We start from the raw sequence: 14,980 nt of genomic DNA on the forward strand, positions 1-14,980 counted from the left end.
TGTAGGGTGGGCAAAGGAGCGCTAGCGACGTGCCCACCGTCAGGACCTCGCGCATGGATAGATGGTGGGCACGTCGCTCACGCTCCTTCGCCCACCCTACACGTTAACGGACACCCGTGCCCTTATCTCGGCGATCTTGCGCTTGAGCGCGGTCTGCCGCGGGTCAGGCAACGCGGCGGCGCGCGCTTCGACTATCGCGCCGGCAAGATCTGACAAGGCCAGCACGCCATCGAAGGTCGGCTTGGCAAGCCCGTCGATGATCGCGTTCCAGTCCGCCATGCCCTGCCGATAGACGTCGCCATAGCCCTCGATCATGGTCGCGGTCTGGATGATCGTGGGCGCGGCCTGGGGCTGTTTGGTCAGGCTGCGGTCGATCATGTGCAGCCAGCGCTCGACCCAGACCCGCTCCTTGGCATAACGCACCGAAAGCAGCCGCCATCGCCGCAGCCCCGCCTCGATCTTGAGGCGGCGAATGCCAAAGCGACTTGCCGTACTAAAGCGGATCGAGACGCGCTTGTGCGTCCATCCCACCCACTCCAGCGCATCAAGCAGGTATTCGGCGATGACGGCGGGAAGCGCGCCGATCAGCTCTTCAAGCCGGAATTTTTTGACCTCGACGGACCCGGCCAACACACCGGGCGGGCCGTGCAGTTCGGCGAGCTTGATCTGCGCGATCCGGATCGGGTCCTGATAGCTCATGCGCACCGCCATCAGCCGCGCTATTTCGCCGAGCATCACGTCGTCGACGCCTCGTTTGCCGATGAACCGCCGCAGCCGGTCGACATAGAGGCGGGCGTAGCCCGGGCCCTGATAGTCGATGAGGAGATGGATGGCCTCGCTCGCCACCGCCATCACCGACTCCGGCAGTCCTTCGGGCAGGAATGGCGGCTCGTCGTCATCGTCGCCGATGAAATCGGCGAAGAGATAACGCAACGACGACAGAATACCGCGGTCTGACACTCCTTGGGCTCCGGCCTCTACGCGGGTTTCGGCTCGGCTGCCGGCGCAGACTGCTGTGCCAGTCGCCGCTCAAGCGTTTCAATATTCTGAAACAGCCGGGCACTCGACAGCCGCAGGAAATAGAAGCCGAAGGCCGGGTTCTGCACGTAGAGCTCCTCAACCTTGGTGTAACTGACGCTGAGGATGAGGCCGGATTCGACGCATTCCAGCGTCTGGGTTCGCATGTTCGACGGCGACAGCATACCGAGCTCGCCAACGATGGCGCCTACCGGTAGCACGATGCCGGATTCGACCAGCTTGAACTTGCCGCTGACGATATAGAGCATGTCCTCGGCCTTCTCATCCTTATAGAACAGGATTTCGCCGGCCTGGCATTGGCGCTCGGTCATGAACGGCTTCAACCATTCCATCGACAGGTCGCTGTTGACGGATTTTTTGACGTCGCGCACCAACTGCAACATCTGGTGCAGCCGATAGGAATTAACCAGCAGCATGATCAACTGCACCACCATGACCAGGTAGTTTCGGGCGGGAATTGCGGTGATGATCAGGATGACGTTGGCGAGAATGCCGAAAACCCGCAAGGGGATCATGGTCTTCATCGTCGTGGTGGCAACGACGAAGATCGTGGCAAATAGCGCACCGGCCGTTCCCGCGTGTTGTGCCAGATGAGACGTATCCATTGGAGGCCAACCAATTTTCTTCAGGGAGTGATCTAATTCGCGTTACTGTTGCCGTGCCCGCTATCGTAATGTCCGCGGGCTTGCTTTGGTATACGAGGAAAACGCGACTATTTGTCGGGATTCTCACCTTTCCGGGGTAAAATTCACCGCAATGGCGCTTGCTGGACAGTGCCGGCCGCGGCCCGGGTTTTGACAAGGCATTTGACGGTCCTCCCGGCCCGACGGCGTGCCAAGACAGACAAAAGAATAATGGAGAACAGAATGTCCGAAGCGGCGAGCGCACCAGTCCTTGAGATCAGCGGCCCGCGCGCCACCATCCGCCTCAACCGGCCGAATCATCTGAACCGGCTGCAGAGCGAGGACCTCGGCGAACTCATGAAACTGTTCGACCGGATCGAGGCCGATCCGGCGATCCGCGTGCTGGTGCTGACCGGCACCGGCCGCGCGTTCAGCGCCGGTTATGATCTCAATTCGGTCGCGGACCGAGCGATCAGCGAGAAGGAACAGCCGAGCGCGGGATCGGCATTCGAAGCAGTGGTCGGTCGGCTGGAGGACCTCGGCGTGCCGACGATCTGCCGGCTCAATGGCGGCGTCTATGGAGGCGCGACCGACCTCGCGCTGGCCTGCGATTTCCGTATCGGGGTCGATACGGCCGAAATGTTCATGCCGGCGGCGCGGCTCGGCCTGCACTACTACAAGAGCGGAATTAAGCGCTACGTCTCGCGGCTCGGCGTCGACAATGCAAAGATGCTGTTTCTCACCGCGCAGAAGATTACGGCACCGGAAATGCTCCGGATCGGTTACCTCACCGCCATGGTGCCGGTGGCGATGCTGGACGAGGAGGTGGATCGTCTCGCTGCTATCCTGGCCGGCAACGCGCCGCTGGCGATGCGCGGCATGAAGCGCGCCATCAACGAATTCGCCCGCGGCAAACTTGACGAAGAGGCTGCCGACCGCCGCCACCGCGAGAGCATGCGCAGCGCCGAGATCAAGGAAGGCATCGAGGCATTCGCGGAAAAGCGGCCACCGAAATTTTGAGCGAAAAGTTCAGGCACGCCTGGTACGCATCGCTCGGACCTGCTGGATAGCAGGATCGCACGCAAGCGCCTGGTAGCGCTTGCTGTCGACCGCATAGATCGCGACGCGCCCCTCGACATCGGCGTGCACGCCCCAGCCGAAGCGCTTGCCGAGGCCTGACGCTCTCAGGCACGCCTGCCCTTTTGAGAAGAATTCCTCGCGGGCAAGGCTTAGCTCCTGCTTCGTCGCCTTGGCACCGAGCTGCCGGCCGCGGGCGGATGTCGCGAATATCACGTCGTCGGACGTGTATTTGTAGGGCGCTTCCGCAATCATCTTGTACTGCAGCCCGGCAACCGTCGGATTGCCCGCGCGGGCCGGCGGTTCCTTGCCGGTACGCGCGGGACAATCCTCCGCGACCTGGATGAAGGTGTTGAAGCAGTTGGTGGTGTGAACTGTCTTTGTCATCCAGCGATCAAACCTCGTCGCGCCACTCACCCGCAAGCCGCGGCGTGCTCCGCCGCCATGGCATCATCGGCGGCGCTGATCCGCTGGAAGGCGGGCCGCGACGTAATGCGCTCGGCATAGGCCTTGAACACGTCCTTTTCGGGCACGAGGCCGAACATCATCGTCCAATTGAACGCGACGCCCCAGAGAATATCGGCAGCCGTCATGCGGTCCCCGAGCAGATAAGGCCCCCTGGAAAGCTGCGTCTCCAGGACGCCCAGCATGGAGTCGTAGTCGGAATAGGGCGATTGCGCCGGCGGCGTCGGTTCGTGCTTCATGAACTTGTCGATCAGAGCTGGCTCGAAGGACGAACCATAATAGGCGATCCAGCGCAGATACGGGCCACGCCTGGGATCGTCGAGCGCGGGCGTCAGCCCGGCTTCCGGAAACAGGTCGGCGAGATAGATGTAGATGGCGACCTGTTCGGTCACCAGCGCGTCGCCGTGGCGGATCAACGGCACCTTGCCCAGCGGATTGATGGCGAGATAGGCCGGCTGGCGCTGCTCGCCCACCTTCATGTTCAGGGCATGAAGATCGTAAGGCGCCCCCAATTCCTCCAGCAGCACCCGCGTGCCGGTCGCGCGGCTCTGCGGCGAGTAATAAAGGGTGATGCGGTCCTTGCTGGTCATTGGCAGTCTCCTTTTCGGCCCCACGGGTACCCTTCTATGCCCGGCCATACCTGACATCTTGTGTCAGGTATGGTTTAAGAGGGCCCATGCGCGCAAGCCGGTTGCTTTCCATCCTCACCACCTTGCAGGCGCGGGGACAGGTCACCGCGCCTGAACTCGCTGATACCTGCGAAGTTTCGGTGCGCACCATCTATCGCGACATCGATGCGCTCGCCGCCGCCGGCATCCCCATCTATGCCGAGCGCGGCGCGGAAGGCGGCTATCGCCTGCTCGACGGCTATCGCGTGCGGCTGAATGGCCTGTCACAACCGGAGGCCGAGGCGCTGTTCATGACGGGACTGCCAGGGCCCGCAGCCGCGCTTGGCCTCGACGCCGCGATGATGGCGGCGCAGACCAAGCTGATGGCGGCGCTGCCGGCCAATCTGCGCCCGAATGCCGGCCGGATGCAGGAGCGCTTTCATCTCGATGCCCCAGGCTGGTTCGGCGAGGCCGAGCAGCCCAAACATCTGCGTGCGATTGCCGACGCGCTGCTGCGCGAGTGCCTGATCGAAATCCGCTACCAGAGCTGGAGGGCCGAGAAGCGCCGCCGCGTCGCGCCGCTCGGGCTCGTGCTGAAGGGCGGAAGCTGGTATCTCGCCGGACACGTCGACGGCAGCGTGCGCACCTATCGCGTCGCGCGCGTTCTGGATTGCAACGTTCTGGATGAGTGTTTCGTCCGGCCTGCCAATTTCGATCTCGCTGCCTATTGGCAAGCCGCAACGCTTCGGCTCGAAACCGAGATGCATCCGGACTCCGCCACCGTCCGGCTATCGCCGCTTGGCGTAAAACTGCTCGACGCCTTGAGCCAGCCCTATGTGAGGACGCGTACCCGTATCGAGGAGACTGCTGATGCGGCCGGCTGGCGGATTGCCGTCGTGCCGATCGGGAAAACGGTGTGGCATGCCGCTGCCGAACTGCTGCGCCTCGGCGCGGAGGCCGAGGTGCTGGCACCAGCCGAGCTGCGCGACAAGATGGCCGAGCTCACACAAGCCATGGCCGCCCGCTATCAGACGGTGCGGAGCGCACATCCTGATCGAAAGGGTGCCCGGAAATCTCGTCTCACGAAACACTCCTGAAACACGATTCTCCCCTTCGCACGTGAACGCAAGCTGCGCCTGATCCGACTGATGGGCAGGGACGCAACAAGGCCTCGTGCCAAGCAACTGGAGAAAATGAGTATGTTTCGCAAGGTTATCCTCGGACTGATTGCCGTCGCCTCGCTGACCATTGCCGCTGCAGCGCCCGCTTCCGCCGGCGGCTTCTATCACGGCCATCACTGGGGCCATCATTGGGGCCATGGCTACGGCTGGGGTCCTGCCATCGGCGTCGGCTTCGGCGGCGTCTATGTCGACACCGGTTTCAATGGCTGCCTGCAACAGCGCTGGGTCGAAACCCGCCGTGGCATGCGCCTGCGCACCGTGAACGTCTGCGCCTACTGATCGAACCAGCGTTGCTAAGAAAGATCCCGGCCGCTCGCCACGCGGCCGGGGTTTTTCTGCGCGCCTGATCCGTTGACCCCCGCCCGCTGCAGCCATACTGTGGCGCCTGCGGTGCAAGCCGCGCCCGGGCCCGCGGGAAGGGTTGAACCCACTTGCAGCTTTCGAGCGACATCTTAGAGCCTTTGTGCAGCCGGTATTGCGGGCCGTCGGTGATGTCATGCACGGAGGTGTCTGATGAACCGGTCTCCCGATCGATTGAATCTCGATCATCTGAAGAAGCAAGCCAAGGAATTGATCCGCCTGTATCGAAGCCGCGACCCGGCGGCGATGGCGAGGTTTCGGCATGCGCTGCCGGCGGCGGCCGGCCGCAGCGATGGCGATATTGTATCCCTCGAACTTCGCCTGCACGACGCGCAATCATGCCTCGCGCGCGAGCACGGCTTTGCTTCCTGGCCCGACCTGAAACAATACGTCGAAGTGCAGATGGCAGCGCGCAACGAACGCACGGTCCGCGTCCTGCACTGGACCCAGCTTCTCTATTCCGGCGACGTCAGCGGCGCGGCTAACCGCGCCAACCCGCGCGTCGCGCTGCGCATCCTGGCCGATGATCCCGAACTCGTCGCGGGCGATCCTTATCTCGCCTGCGCGACCGGCGACGAAAGCGCACTGCAGCGAGCGACACAGGCCGATCCGGCCTGGATCAACCGTCCCGGCGGCCCGCTGCGATTGCCGCCGCTGTTCGCGGTCGCGCATTCGAGCCTGCTGCATGTGGAAGAATTTCGCGAACGCCTGCACGCAAGCGCGCGATCGCTCATAGCGGCAGGCGCCGACGTCAACCAGCACATCTACAGCCGCTGGCCGCCTGGATCGCTGAACGAGCCTGACCGACGCTATCCGCTCTCGACGCTTTATGGCGCGGCCGGCAGCAACCATGATCCGGCGCTGACCAAATTGCTGCTCGAAGCGGGAGCAGATCCGAATGACGGCGAATCGCTTTATCATTCATTGGAGAATCCGGCGTGCACGCAGCTATTGCTGGAGCACGGCGCGCGGATTGCAGAGAGCAACGCAATCTACCGCTCGATCGATCTCGAAGACGATACCGCGCTAAAACTGTTGCTGCAGCATGGCGGCGATTCGAACGAGCCGGCGCGGAACAAGCCGCTGACCGATTGGGGCTCGCCTTTGGCATGGGCGATCTACCGCCGGCGCCCCCGCCATGTGAAGGCATTGCTGGAGGCTGGCGCCGACCGGTTGCGGCCAACCGGTGACGGCATCAGTCCCTACAGGCTGGCGCTGCAGTTCGGACTCTCCGAGGTCGCATCCCTGCTGCGCGAGGGCGAACCTGATATCTCCGACGAAGAGCGCTTCGTCGCCGCATGTGCGCGCGGCGACGAAACCGAGGCGCGAGCGATCCGCTCGCGGCGGCCCGACCTGCCGGCCTCGTTGTCGCCGGCACAGTTGCGATTACTGCCTGACATGGCCGCGGCCGGCGCCGATGACGTCGTCAAGCTGATGGTCAGGCTCGGCTGGCCGATCGCGGTGCGCGGCGGCGACTGGGATGCATCCGCGCTCAACCTCGCGGTGTTCCGCGGCGATGCCGCGCTGACGCGCTTCCTGCTTGAACACGGCGCTGATTGGACCGAGCAGCACGGCCACGGCGACAACGCCTGCGGCACGCTGGGTTGGGCCTCCTGCAACGAACCGGTCGAGGGCGGCGACTGGCTCGGCTGCGCACGCGCTTTGCGCGATCACGGCATGCCGGGCGCAACGGCGATACCTGATGATCCCGACTGGGTGATGGTCGCGGGAATCAAGAAGCGGTTTTCGGACGAAGTCGCCGAAGTGCTGTTGCTGCTGAACGTTTGAGGGTTCACTCCCTCTCCCCTTGTGGGAGAGGGTGGATCGAATGAGCGAAGCTCATTCGAGACGGGTGAGGGGTTCTCTCCGCGGAGACATACCCCTCATCCGGCGCTTCGCGCCACCTTCTCCCACAAGGGGAGAAGGATCTACTCCTCCACGAACGTCACCGTGTCGGCCACACTCGCCCGCGAGGTGCGGTAGCTGTTGACCTTGTGGGCGTGGTCGGCGTAGCCGAAGGAAATGCCGCAGACCACGCGGCGGTCGTCCGCCAGATTGAAGTGACGCCGGATCAATCCGGAATGCCGCGCCAATGCTGCCTGCGGAATGGTGCCGAGGCCGAGCGCCTGCGCCGCCAGCATGAAATTCGAGACATAGGCGCCGCAATCGACCGCGCCATAGATGCCGAGCGGCTCATCGGTGTGGATAACAGCGACATGTGGGGCGCCGAAGAAATTGTAGTTCTCCAGCGCCTGTTTGGCGTAGGCCATCTTGTCGCCTCTGGCGATGCCGAGCGTGTTGTAGAGCTGAAAACCGCTCTCGCGGCGGCGCTCGAGATAGACGCCGAGATATTCGCGCGGCGGCGTGAAATCATGATCGTCTTTCGCGCCGGAGGCGGCCTCAGCATAGATCGCCTTGCGAAATGTCTCCTTGGCCTCGCCGCTGGCGATCAGCACCTGCCAGGGCTGGCTGTTGCACCACGACGCCGTGCGCTGCGAGACCCTTAGGATATGCTCGATGGTCTCGCGCGGCACGTCCTGCGGCAGGAACGCGCGCACGGAGTAGCGCTCGTTCAGGAGGTCTTCGAGCACGTCGATGCGGTCCGCAGTCATATAATGAGCATTCGACGTTTTCGCGTCCATGGCGCTTCCTCTTCCGTCATTCCGGGGCGCGCGCAGCGCGAACCCGGAATCTCGATACGAAACCTCTGGATTCCGGGTTCGCCGCTTCGCGGCGCCCCGGAATGACGGCTAGCCTCGCCCCTTGGTCGGGATCTTGTTGAACGGCACGTCCTTGTCGACTCTGATATCGCCGGGCAGGCCGAGCACGCGCTCGGCGATGATGTTGCGCAGGATCTCGTCGGTGCCGCCGGCAATGCGCATCGAGGGCGAGGACAACAGCATCTGCTGGAACTGACCGCGCGCCATTTCCTCATCCGCGCCGGTGAGCGCGCCGGCCGCGCCCTGCAGATCCATCGCATAGGTCGCGATATCCTGCAGCATCGAACCCGACACCAGCTTGCCGATCGAGTTTTCCGGGCCCGGCCGCTCGCCCTTCGACAGCGACGAAATCGCGCGATAGCTGGTGTATTTCAGCCCGCTCGCCTTCACCGCCCAGTTCGCGAGTTTCGAGCGCGTCGCGGGATCGTCGATCGCAAGCCCGTCATCGGTCATCAGGTTGGAGCAGAACTCGAACATCTCGGGGAAGCCCGTCGCAAGGCGCGAACCGATCGACATCCGCTCGTTCATCAACGTGGTCAGCGACACGTTCCAGCCGTCGCCGACCGCGCCGAGCCGTTGGCTGTCCGGGATCACCACATCGGTGAAATATACCTCGTTGAACTCCTGCATGCCGTTGGCCTGCTTGATCGGCCGCACCTCGACGCCCTTGCTCTTCATGTCGAGGAAGAACATCGTCAGGCCCTTGTGCTTGGGCACGTTGGGGTCGGTGCGCGTGATCAAGAGGCCGTAGTCGGAGTAGTGCGCGCCTGAGGTCCAGATCTTCTGGCCGTTGACGATCCAGTTGTCGCCCTGCTTTTCCGCGCGCGTGCGAAGCCCCGCGACGTCCGAGCCGCCGGCGGGTTCGGAGAAGAGCTGACACCAGATGTGTTCGCCGGAAGCGAGCTTCGGCAGATAGTGGCGCTTGTGCTCCTCGCTGCCGAACGCCATCACCGTCGGGCCGCACATGCCCTCGCCGATCTGGAACGGCTGCGTCAGCTTGCCGTAGACGCCCTCTTCCTGCTGCCAGATCACCTTCTCGATCGGGCTGGCGCCGCGGCCGCCATATTCCTTCGGCCAGTGCAGGCAGGCCCAGCCGCCCTCGGCCTTCTTCTTTTGCCAGGCCTTGCCGACATCGACGATATCTTCCTTTTCCAGCCGGATGCGGCCGAGCGAGGATTTTGAAAGCTCCGCCTCATATTGCTTCGGCGCGTTGGCGTCGATCCATTTGCGAGCCGTGGCTCGAAATTCCGCTTCCTGCGGGGTGTCGTCGAAGTTCATGGCGGCTTCCTTTTTTGTTCTGCGTAGGGTGGGCTAAGCGAAGCGAGCCCACCATCTGAGTGTGATGCGGTGGGCAACGCTTGCGCGTTGCCCACCCTACAAACTCGTTTAAGCTCTTCCCTTGGTCGGAATCTGATTGAACGGCACGTCCTTGTCGATCCGGATGTCGCCGGGCAAGCCAAGCACGCGTTCGGCGATGATGTTGCGCATGATCTCGTCGGTACCGCCTTCGACGCGGGTGCCCGGCGCGCGCAGCAGCATCGCCTGGAATTTGCTGGCAACTTCGGCGTCTTCCGGCCCGCTCAGCACGCCGGCGGCGCCCTGCAGGTCGAGCGCGTACATCGCGACTTCCTGGACCATCGATCCCGCCACCAGCTTGCCGATCGAATTCTCCGGGCCCGGACGCTCGCCCTTCGAGAGCGCCGAGATCGCGCGCATGCTGGTGTATCGGAGGCCACTGGCCTTCACCGCGTAGTTTGCAAGCCTTGAACGAACGCTGCGATCCTCGATTGCGGGGCCGTCTTCCAGCATCAGGCTGTTGCAGAACTCGAACAGTTCCGGGAATCCGGTCGCGACACCGGCGCCGATCGACATGCGCTCGTTCATCAGCGTGGTCAGCGAGACGTTCCAGCCATCATTGACGGCGCCAAGCCGCTGCGAGTCCGGGATCTTCACATCGGTAAAATAGACCTCGTTGAAGTCGGACTGGCCGCTGGCCTGCTTGATCGGCCGCACCTCGACGCCGGGGCTCTTCATGTCGAGGAAGAACATCGTCAGGCCCTTGTGCTTGGGCACGTTGGGATCGGTGCGCGTCAGCAGAATGCCGTAATCGGAATAATGCGCGCCCGAGGTCCAGATCTTCTGGCCGTTGATGATCCAGTCGTCGCCCTTCTTCTCGGCACGGGTGCGAAGCCCTGCGACGTCGGAGCCGCCGGCAGGTTCAGAGAACAACTGACACCAGATCTTCTCGCCGGAAGCGAGCGGAGGCAGATACTTTCGCTTCTGCTCCTCGCCGGCATAGGCCATCATGGTCGGGCCGCACATGCCGTGGCCTATGATGAACATGCCGGAGAGTTTGCCGAACGGTCCCTCTTCCTGCTGCCAGATCACCCGCTCGATCGGCGAGGCGCCGCGGCCGCCATACTCCTTCGGCCAGTGCAGGCAGGCCCACCCAGCTTCGGCCTTCTTCTTCTGCCAGGCCTTTGCGACCTCGAGAATGTTGGCGCCCTTCAGCACGGTGCGGCCGAGCGAGGACTTTCGAAGTTCCTCCTCATATTGCTTCGGCGCGTTGGCTTGTATCCACGCGCGGGCTTCAGCGCGGAACGCGGCTTCCTGCGGGGTGTCGTCGAAGTTCATGTTCTCAATCCTCGATCGCGTTCCGGCTTCGTAGGATGGGTGTAGCGAAGCGATACCCATCTCTTTCTTGGCCGGTGTGATGATGGGTTTCGCTTCGCTCTACCCATCCTACAGGTGCCTTTACGCCGCGTTCTTCTTGCGCATGCGGTCGATCAACTGATCTTCCCAGTACGACAGGCTGCCGAGCGTCAGCGCTGACGCGTTGGCGCGGCGGTAGTACATGTGGCAGTCGAACTCCCAGGTGAAACCCATGCCGCCGTGAACCTGGATGTTGTTCTTGGAGCAGTGCTGGAACGCCTGCGTCGCGCTGATGCGCGCAGCAGCGGCGGCTTCCGGCAACTCCGCGGCGTTGGTCGAGAGCGCCCAGGCGCCGTAATAGCAATTCGAGCGCGCCAGCGTCGCCGAGACGTACATGTCGGCGAGCATGTGCTTCACTGCCTGGAACGAGCCGATCGGCCGGCCGAACGCGATACGGTCGAGCGCGTAGTCGCGGCCCATTTCCAGCGCGCGATCGGAGCCGCCGACCTGCTCGAACGCCAGCAGCACGGCGGCGCGGTCGAGCACTTGCGTGAGGATGCTCCAGCCGTCGCCGGCCGCTCCCAGCGGTTCGGCCTTCGCTTTCGTGAAGGTGAGCTCGGCTTGCCCGCGGGTCGGATCGATATTGGTCAACGGCTTCGCCTCGACGCCGCCGGCCTTGAGGTCGACCAGGAACAGCGAGATATCGGAATCGCGACCGGTTGAACCGGTACGCGCGGCAACGACCGCAAAATCGGCAATCGCGCCATCCGGCACCGGCCTCTTCACGCCGTTGAGCGTGCCGCCGGAAGCCTGCAGCTTGATCGCCTTCGGTGACGGATTGCCCTTGCCTTCGAACAGCGCCAGCGTGCCGATCGCCTCACCGGAAGCGATCTTCGGCAGCCATTTCTGCTTCTGCGCATCGGAGCCAGCCAGCAGCAGCGCCTCGGCGGCGAGATAGACCGTGGAGGAGAACGGCACCGGCGCATTCGCGCGGCCCATTTCTTCCGCGATCACGCAAAGCTCGAGATGGCCCGCGCCTGCGCCACCGAACTCTTCGGGGATCGCGACGCCGAGGAATCCCATCTCGGCAAGTCCCTTCCACAATTCCTTGTCATACGGCGCCTTGCCGTCGAGCACCTCGCGCACGGCCTTCGGCGGGCATTTTTCGGCGAGAAATTTCCGCGCCGCGTCGCGCATTTGTTTTTGTTCGTCGGAGAAATCGAAGTTCATGGCGGCTACCTTTACTTGCTGTCATTCCGGGGCGATGCGCAGCATCGAACCCGGAATCTCGATGTAAGAAACTTCTGGATTCCGGGTTCGCGCTTCGCGCGCCCCGGAATGACGGATGGGAGAGGATTCTCATTGCAGCACAATCACGTCGTCTCCCGGCTTGTCGGCGTAGAGCTTCTCCACCAGCGCGGCGCGGCGTTCGAGGCCGGCGCGCTGGTTGATGTAGCCCTTGTCGGTGAGTTCGTTGCCGTCGATCGAGGGCGGCTCGGCCATCAGCATGGCCCGCACAATCCGCATGCTGCTGCCGGTAGCAGAAGCATTATGCGCTTCCAAGCCACGCTTCAGGCGGGCGATCACCTGGGGATGCTTGACCACCTCTTCGAACGTCGCATCGGGATTCCCCACGATCTGCCGGCAGGCGTGCAGATTGGGCCAGGCCAAAAGTCCGATGAACGGACGATCCTGCCCCGTGACCAGCGCGTCATGCACCACCGGCGTCGCGGCCGCGATGGCGTCGGTGCGCAATGAGCCGACATGGACGAAGGTGCCGGTCGTGAGCTTGAAGTCTTCGACCACGCGCCCGGCAAAGATGATGCCCTGCAGCGGATCCTTGTCATCGACGAACACGCCGGCGTCGCCGATGCAGTAAAAACCTTCCTCGTCGAACATCTTCTTCGTCAATTCAGACTGGCCGAAATAGCCCGGCGTGACGTTGATGCCGCGCAGGCGCAATTCGTACTTGGAGCCGCACGGCACCATCTTCAGGTCGACGCCGGGAAACGGCAGGCCGATCAGGCCGACGCGCTCGGTGTCCCAATAGGTGCCGGTCGAGGTCGGCGCGGTCTCGGTCGAGCCCCAGCCGGTGTAGAACACGATGCGCTCGCCGGTGGTCTTCACCGCCAGCGCCTGCATACGGTCGTAAAGATCGTCCGGCAGCCGCGCGCCGCCATAGGCCATCACGGTCAGGTTCTTGAAGAAGCTGCGGCACAGCGCGTCGTCCTTCTCCATCGCAGCGGCGAGCGCGGCATAGCCGGCGGGGACGTTGGCGTAATAGGTCGGCGATATCTCGTGCAAGTTGCGGATGGTCTCGTCGAACTGGCCGGGCATCGGGCGGCCGTCGTCGATGTAGAGCGTGCCGCCGTCGATCAGCGCCGGGTTGAACAGCGCATTGCCGCCCATGGTGTGATTCCAGGGCATCCAGTCGAGATAGGTGGAAACCGGCCCGTTCGGGTCGCGCGGGCGCACCTGCATCATCATCGCCGCGTTGGCGCACATCATCTCCTGCGTATTGATGACGGCCTTCGGCATGCCGGTTGAGCCCGAGGTGAACAAGAGCTTGCCGACGGTTTTCGGCGTGATTTGCGAGATCGAGTCTTCGACATCCTTGGTAGCCGGCGTTGCCGCGAGTTCGGCAAACGACACGCTCTTGATACCTTCGCAGGGTCGCGCGACGTGAACCACAGTGACGCCGGCCAGGTCGATCGCCCTGAGCGCCTTCTCAAAGGTCGGACCGTCCTGCACCATCACCACCGCAGGCTTGATCAGGCCGAAGAGATATTTGAGCTTGAGATGATCCTGGCTCATCAGCGAATAGGCCGGCGACACCGGCGCGGCCGGCAAACGGGCCTGCATCGCGGCCTGTGTCATCAGCGCGTGCTCGATGGAGTTACCCGAGAGGATCGCGACGGGGCGGCCTGCTTCGAGGCCAAGGTTGAGCAGGCCCTGCGTCAGTCCGTCGACGACACGCTTGGCTTCGCCGTAGGAGACTTTCCGCCATTGCCGCTCAGCGCCGCCGCGCTGCGCGAGCCAGATCCGTTCGGGATCTTGCTTCGCCCATTTCGAAAGCGACGCCGGAATGTGCTTCTCGTAGGGCTGCAGCGGAATGCGCGACTTCAGGATGATGACGCCATCGGGACGACGCTCGACCGCGATGTCGCGCGGCAGCCATTCGATCTTGCGGAAGGCCGGCTTTGTCAGCACCTTTGCTGCACTCCCACTCATATTGCGTCTCCCGGAATTCTTGTCCTTTGCGGATCTTGTCGTCATCGCCTGATATAGACAGGCTTTCGTTTCTCAAGGAAGGCCCTGATGCCTTCGTTGAAATCTTCCGAGCGGCTGCACAACACCTGATTGCGGTCTTCCATCGCGATCACGGCTTCGATCGAGCCGGCATCGACGCTCATGTTGAGGCATTCCTTCGACAGCCTTAGGCCGACCGGCGAGGCCGTCATCATCGCCTCGACGTAAGGCTCGGCCGCCGCATCAAGCTCTCCTTCCTCGACGACCTCTGAGACGAGGCCGACGGCCAGCGCCCGCTCGGCGCTGATGAAACGGCCGGTGAGGATCAACTCGGAAGCAACGGAGACGCCGACCAGGCGCGGCAGGAAATAGGAGGTGCCGATGTCGCAGCCGCCAAGACCGAGCTTGATGAAGGCGCAGTTCATCCGCGCGGATTTGGTGGCAATCCGGATATCGGCGGCGAGCGCCAGCGCAAAACCGCCGCCGGCGGCCGCGCCCTGAATCAGCGCGATGATCGGCTGCGGGCAGCGCCGCATCAACATCACGATGTCGGCGATGCGGCGTTGCGAATCTAGGGACTCGGTGACACCAGGCGGCTCCTGCTGCCCGGCGCGGCGCTTCATAGCGTGTTTGAGATCGAGCCCGGCGCAGAACGATGCGCCTGCGCCCTTCAGCACCACGACGCGGGTCGAGCGATTGCGCTGCAGTCCTTCGAAATAGCCATTGAGCGCGTCGATCAGCGAGGGATCGAGCGCGTTGAGACTGTCCGGGCGATTGAGCGTGACCCAATCGCCCCCGTCACGATGTTCGATCAGCAGCGGTTGAGTCATCGAACGCTCCCTGCATCCGCGGACTGCGGCGCTCATTGCTGCGCCCTCTCCCCTTGTGGGAGAGGGCTACACCGGCATCAGCCGTGCATTCGATTCGGTGAGGGTTGCCAGCCGGAGAGAACCCCTCATCCGTCTTCGCTTCGCGAAGCCACCTTCTCCCACAAGGGGAGAAGGGAA

The 14,980-nt window shown here is 63.4% G+C and carries 14 protein-coding genes; 4 read left to right on the plus strand and 10 right to left on the minus strand.

The window, feature by feature from the left end:
* Positions 1-96: 96 nt before the first annotated feature.
* A complete protein-coding gene (locus YUO_RS0137760) occupies positions 97-960 on the minus strand; it encodes a DUF6537 domain-containing protein (protein ID WP_035728599.1) in 864 nt (287 codons plus the stop codon).
* 17 nt (positions 961-977) lie between these two features.
* Positions 978-1,643 (minus strand): Crp/Fnr family transcriptional regulator, encoded by a 666-nt coding sequence (locus tag YUO_RS0137765; RefSeq protein WP_028351732.1) that lies wholly within the window; start codon positions 1,641-1,643, stop codon positions 978-980.
* Positions 1,644-1,904: 261 nt separating this feature from the next.
* On the opposite strand from YUO_RS0137765, the gene YUO_RS0137770 reads away from it, so the two are divergent.
* Positions 1,905-2,681 carry an enoyl-CoA hydratase/isomerase family protein gene (locus YUO_RS0137770; protein ID WP_035728603.1) on the plus strand — a complete coding sequence of 259 codons (777 nt, stop codon included), beginning with the start codon at positions 1,905-1,907 and terminating at the stop codon, positions 2,679-2,681.
* Positions 2,682-2,690: 9 nt separating this feature from the next.
* On the opposite strand, the gene YUO_RS0137775 is transcribed toward YUO_RS0137770, so the two are convergent.
* On the minus strand, positions 2,691-3,125 hold the full coding sequence (locus tag YUO_RS0137775) for a DUF6157 family protein (RefSeq protein WP_028351734.1): 435 nt from the start codon (positions 3,123-3,125) through the stop codon (positions 2,691-2,693).
* Between the two features lie 26 nt (positions 3,126-3,151).
* Positions 3,152-3,793: a glutathione S-transferase family protein gene (locus YUO_RS0137780; protein ID WP_028351735.1), complete on the minus strand. Its 642-nt coding sequence runs from the start codon at positions 3,791-3,793 to the stop codon at positions 3,152-3,154.
* A gap of 86 nt (positions 3,794-3,879) precedes the next feature.
* Between YUO_RS0137780 and YUO_RS43415 the strand changes: the two genes are divergently transcribed.
* The 3 genes from YUO_RS43415 to YUO_RS0137795 all read left to right on the plus strand — a co-directional run bounded on the left by YUO_RS43415 (position 3,880) and on the right by YUO_RS0137795 (position 7,140).
* Complete coding sequence (locus YUO_RS43415; protein ID WP_035728605.1) at positions 3,880-4,908, plus strand: helix-turn-helix transcriptional regulator; 1,029 nt, start codon at positions 3,880-3,882, stop codon at positions 4,906-4,908.
* A 102-nt stretch (positions 4,909-5,010) separates the two neighbouring features.
* Positions 5,011-5,271 carry a hypothetical protein gene (locus tag YUO_RS0137790; protein WP_028351736.1) on the plus strand — a complete coding sequence of 87 codons (261 nt, stop codon included), beginning with the start codon at positions 5,011-5,013 and terminating at the stop codon, positions 5,269-5,271.
* Positions 5,272-5,505: 234 nt separating this feature from the next.
* Positions 5,506-7,140 (plus strand): ankyrin repeat domain-containing protein, encoded by a 1,635-nt coding sequence (locus YUO_RS0137795; protein WP_028351737.1) that lies wholly within the window; start codon positions 5,506-5,508, stop codon positions 7,138-7,140.
* A 140-nt stretch (positions 7,141-7,280) separates the two neighbouring features.
* Here YUO_RS0137795 and YUO_RS0137800 read toward each other — a convergent pair whose 3' ends face one another.
* The 6 genes from YUO_RS0137800 to YUO_RS0137825 all read right to left on the minus strand — a co-directional run bounded on the left by YUO_RS0137800 (position 7,281) and on the right by YUO_RS0137825 (position 14,803).
* On the minus strand, positions 7,281-7,994 hold the full coding sequence (locus YUO_RS0137800; RefSeq protein ID WP_035728607.1) for a nitroreductase: 714 nt from the start codon (positions 7,992-7,994) through the stop codon (positions 7,281-7,283).
* 108 nt (positions 7,995-8,102) lie between these two features.
* Entirely contained in the window at positions 8,103-9,350 is a 1,248-nt protein-coding gene (locus YUO_RS0137805) for an acyl-CoA dehydrogenase (RefSeq protein ID WP_028351739.1), read from the minus strand.
* 108 nt (positions 9,351-9,458) lie between these two features.
* Entirely contained in the window at positions 9,459-10,706 is a 1,248-nt protein-coding gene (locus YUO_RS0137810; protein WP_028351740.1) for an acyl-CoA dehydrogenase, read from the minus strand.
* A 120-nt stretch (positions 10,707-10,826) separates the two neighbouring features.
* Positions 10,827-11,954: an acyl-CoA dehydrogenase family protein gene (locus YUO_RS0137815; protein ID WP_028351741.1), complete on the minus strand. Its 1,128-nt coding sequence runs from the start codon at positions 11,952-11,954 to the stop codon at positions 10,827-10,829.
* A gap of 129 nt (positions 11,955-12,083) precedes the next feature.
* A complete protein-coding gene (locus YUO_RS0137820) occupies positions 12,084-13,955 on the minus strand; it encodes an AMP-binding protein (RefSeq protein WP_028351742.1) in 1,872 nt (623 codons plus the stop codon).
* A 41-nt stretch (positions 13,956-13,996) separates the two neighbouring features.
* The gene (locus tag YUO_RS0137825; RefSeq protein WP_028351743.1) at positions 13,997-14,803 is read right to left on the minus strand and encodes an enoyl-CoA hydratase/isomerase family protein; all 807 of its coding nucleotides are present in this window, start codon (positions 14,801-14,803) and stop codon (positions 13,997-13,999) included.
* Positions 14,804-14,980 lie beyond the last annotated feature (177 nt).

The organism is Bradyrhizobium murdochi (assembly GCF_000472965.1).
GTDB lineage: Bacteria > Pseudomonadota > Alphaproteobacteria > Rhizobiales > Xanthobacteraceae > Bradyrhizobium > Bradyrhizobium murdochi.

What these genes read in the sequence shown, in the direction of transcription:
- YUO_RS0137765 (WP_028351732.1), bottom strand. Translation starts at nt 1,643, where the DNA reads ATGGATACGTCTCATCTGGCACAACACGCGGGAACGGCCGGTGCGCTA.
- YUO_RS0137770 (WP_035728603.1), top strand. Translation starts at nt 1,905, where the DNA reads ATGTCCGAAGCGGCGAGCGCACCAGTCCTTGAGATCAGCGGCCCGCGC.
- YUO_RS0137775 (WP_028351734.1), bottom strand. Translation starts at nt 3,125, where the DNA reads ATGACAAAGACAGTTCACACCACCAACTGCTTCAACACCTTCATCCAG.
- YUO_RS0137780 (WP_028351735.1), bottom strand. Translation starts at nt 3,793, where the DNA reads ATGACCAGCAAGGACCGCATCACCCTTTATTACTCGCCGCAGAGCCGC.
- YUO_RS43415 (WP_035728605.1), top strand. Translation starts at nt 3,880, where the DNA reads ATGCGCGCAAGCCGGTTGCTTTCCATCCTCACCACCTTGCAGGCGCGG.
- YUO_RS0137790 (WP_028351736.1), top strand. Translation starts at nt 5,011, where the DNA reads ATGTTTCGCAAGGTTATCCTCGGACTGATTGCCGTCGCCTCGCTGACC.
- YUO_RS0137795 (WP_028351737.1), top strand. Translation starts at nt 5,506, where the DNA reads ATGAACCGGTCTCCCGATCGATTGAATCTCGATCATCTGAAGAAGCAA.
- YUO_RS0137800 (WP_035728607.1), bottom strand. Translation starts at nt 7,994, where the DNA reads ATGGACGCGAAAACGTCGAATGCTCATTATATGACTGCGGACCGCATC.
- YUO_RS0137805 (WP_028351739.1), bottom strand. Translation starts at nt 9,350, where the DNA reads ATGAACTTCGACGACACCCCGCAGGAAGCGGAATTTCGAGCCACGGCT.
- YUO_RS0137810 (WP_028351740.1), bottom strand. Translation starts at nt 10,706, where the DNA reads ATGAACTTCGACGACACCCCGCAGGAAGCCGCGTTCCGCGCTGAAGCC.
- YUO_RS0137815 (WP_028351741.1), bottom strand. Translation starts at nt 11,954, where the DNA reads ATGAACTTCGATTTCTCCGACGAACAAAAACAAATGCGCGACGCGGCG.
- YUO_RS0137820 (WP_028351742.1), bottom strand. Translation starts at nt 13,955, where the DNA reads ATGAGTGGGAGTGCAGCAAAGGTGCTGACAAAGCCGGCCTTCCGCAAG.
- YUO_RS0137825 (WP_028351743.1), bottom strand. Translation starts at nt 14,803, where the DNA reads ATGACTCAACCGCTGCTGATCGAACATCGTGACGGGGGCGATTGGGTC.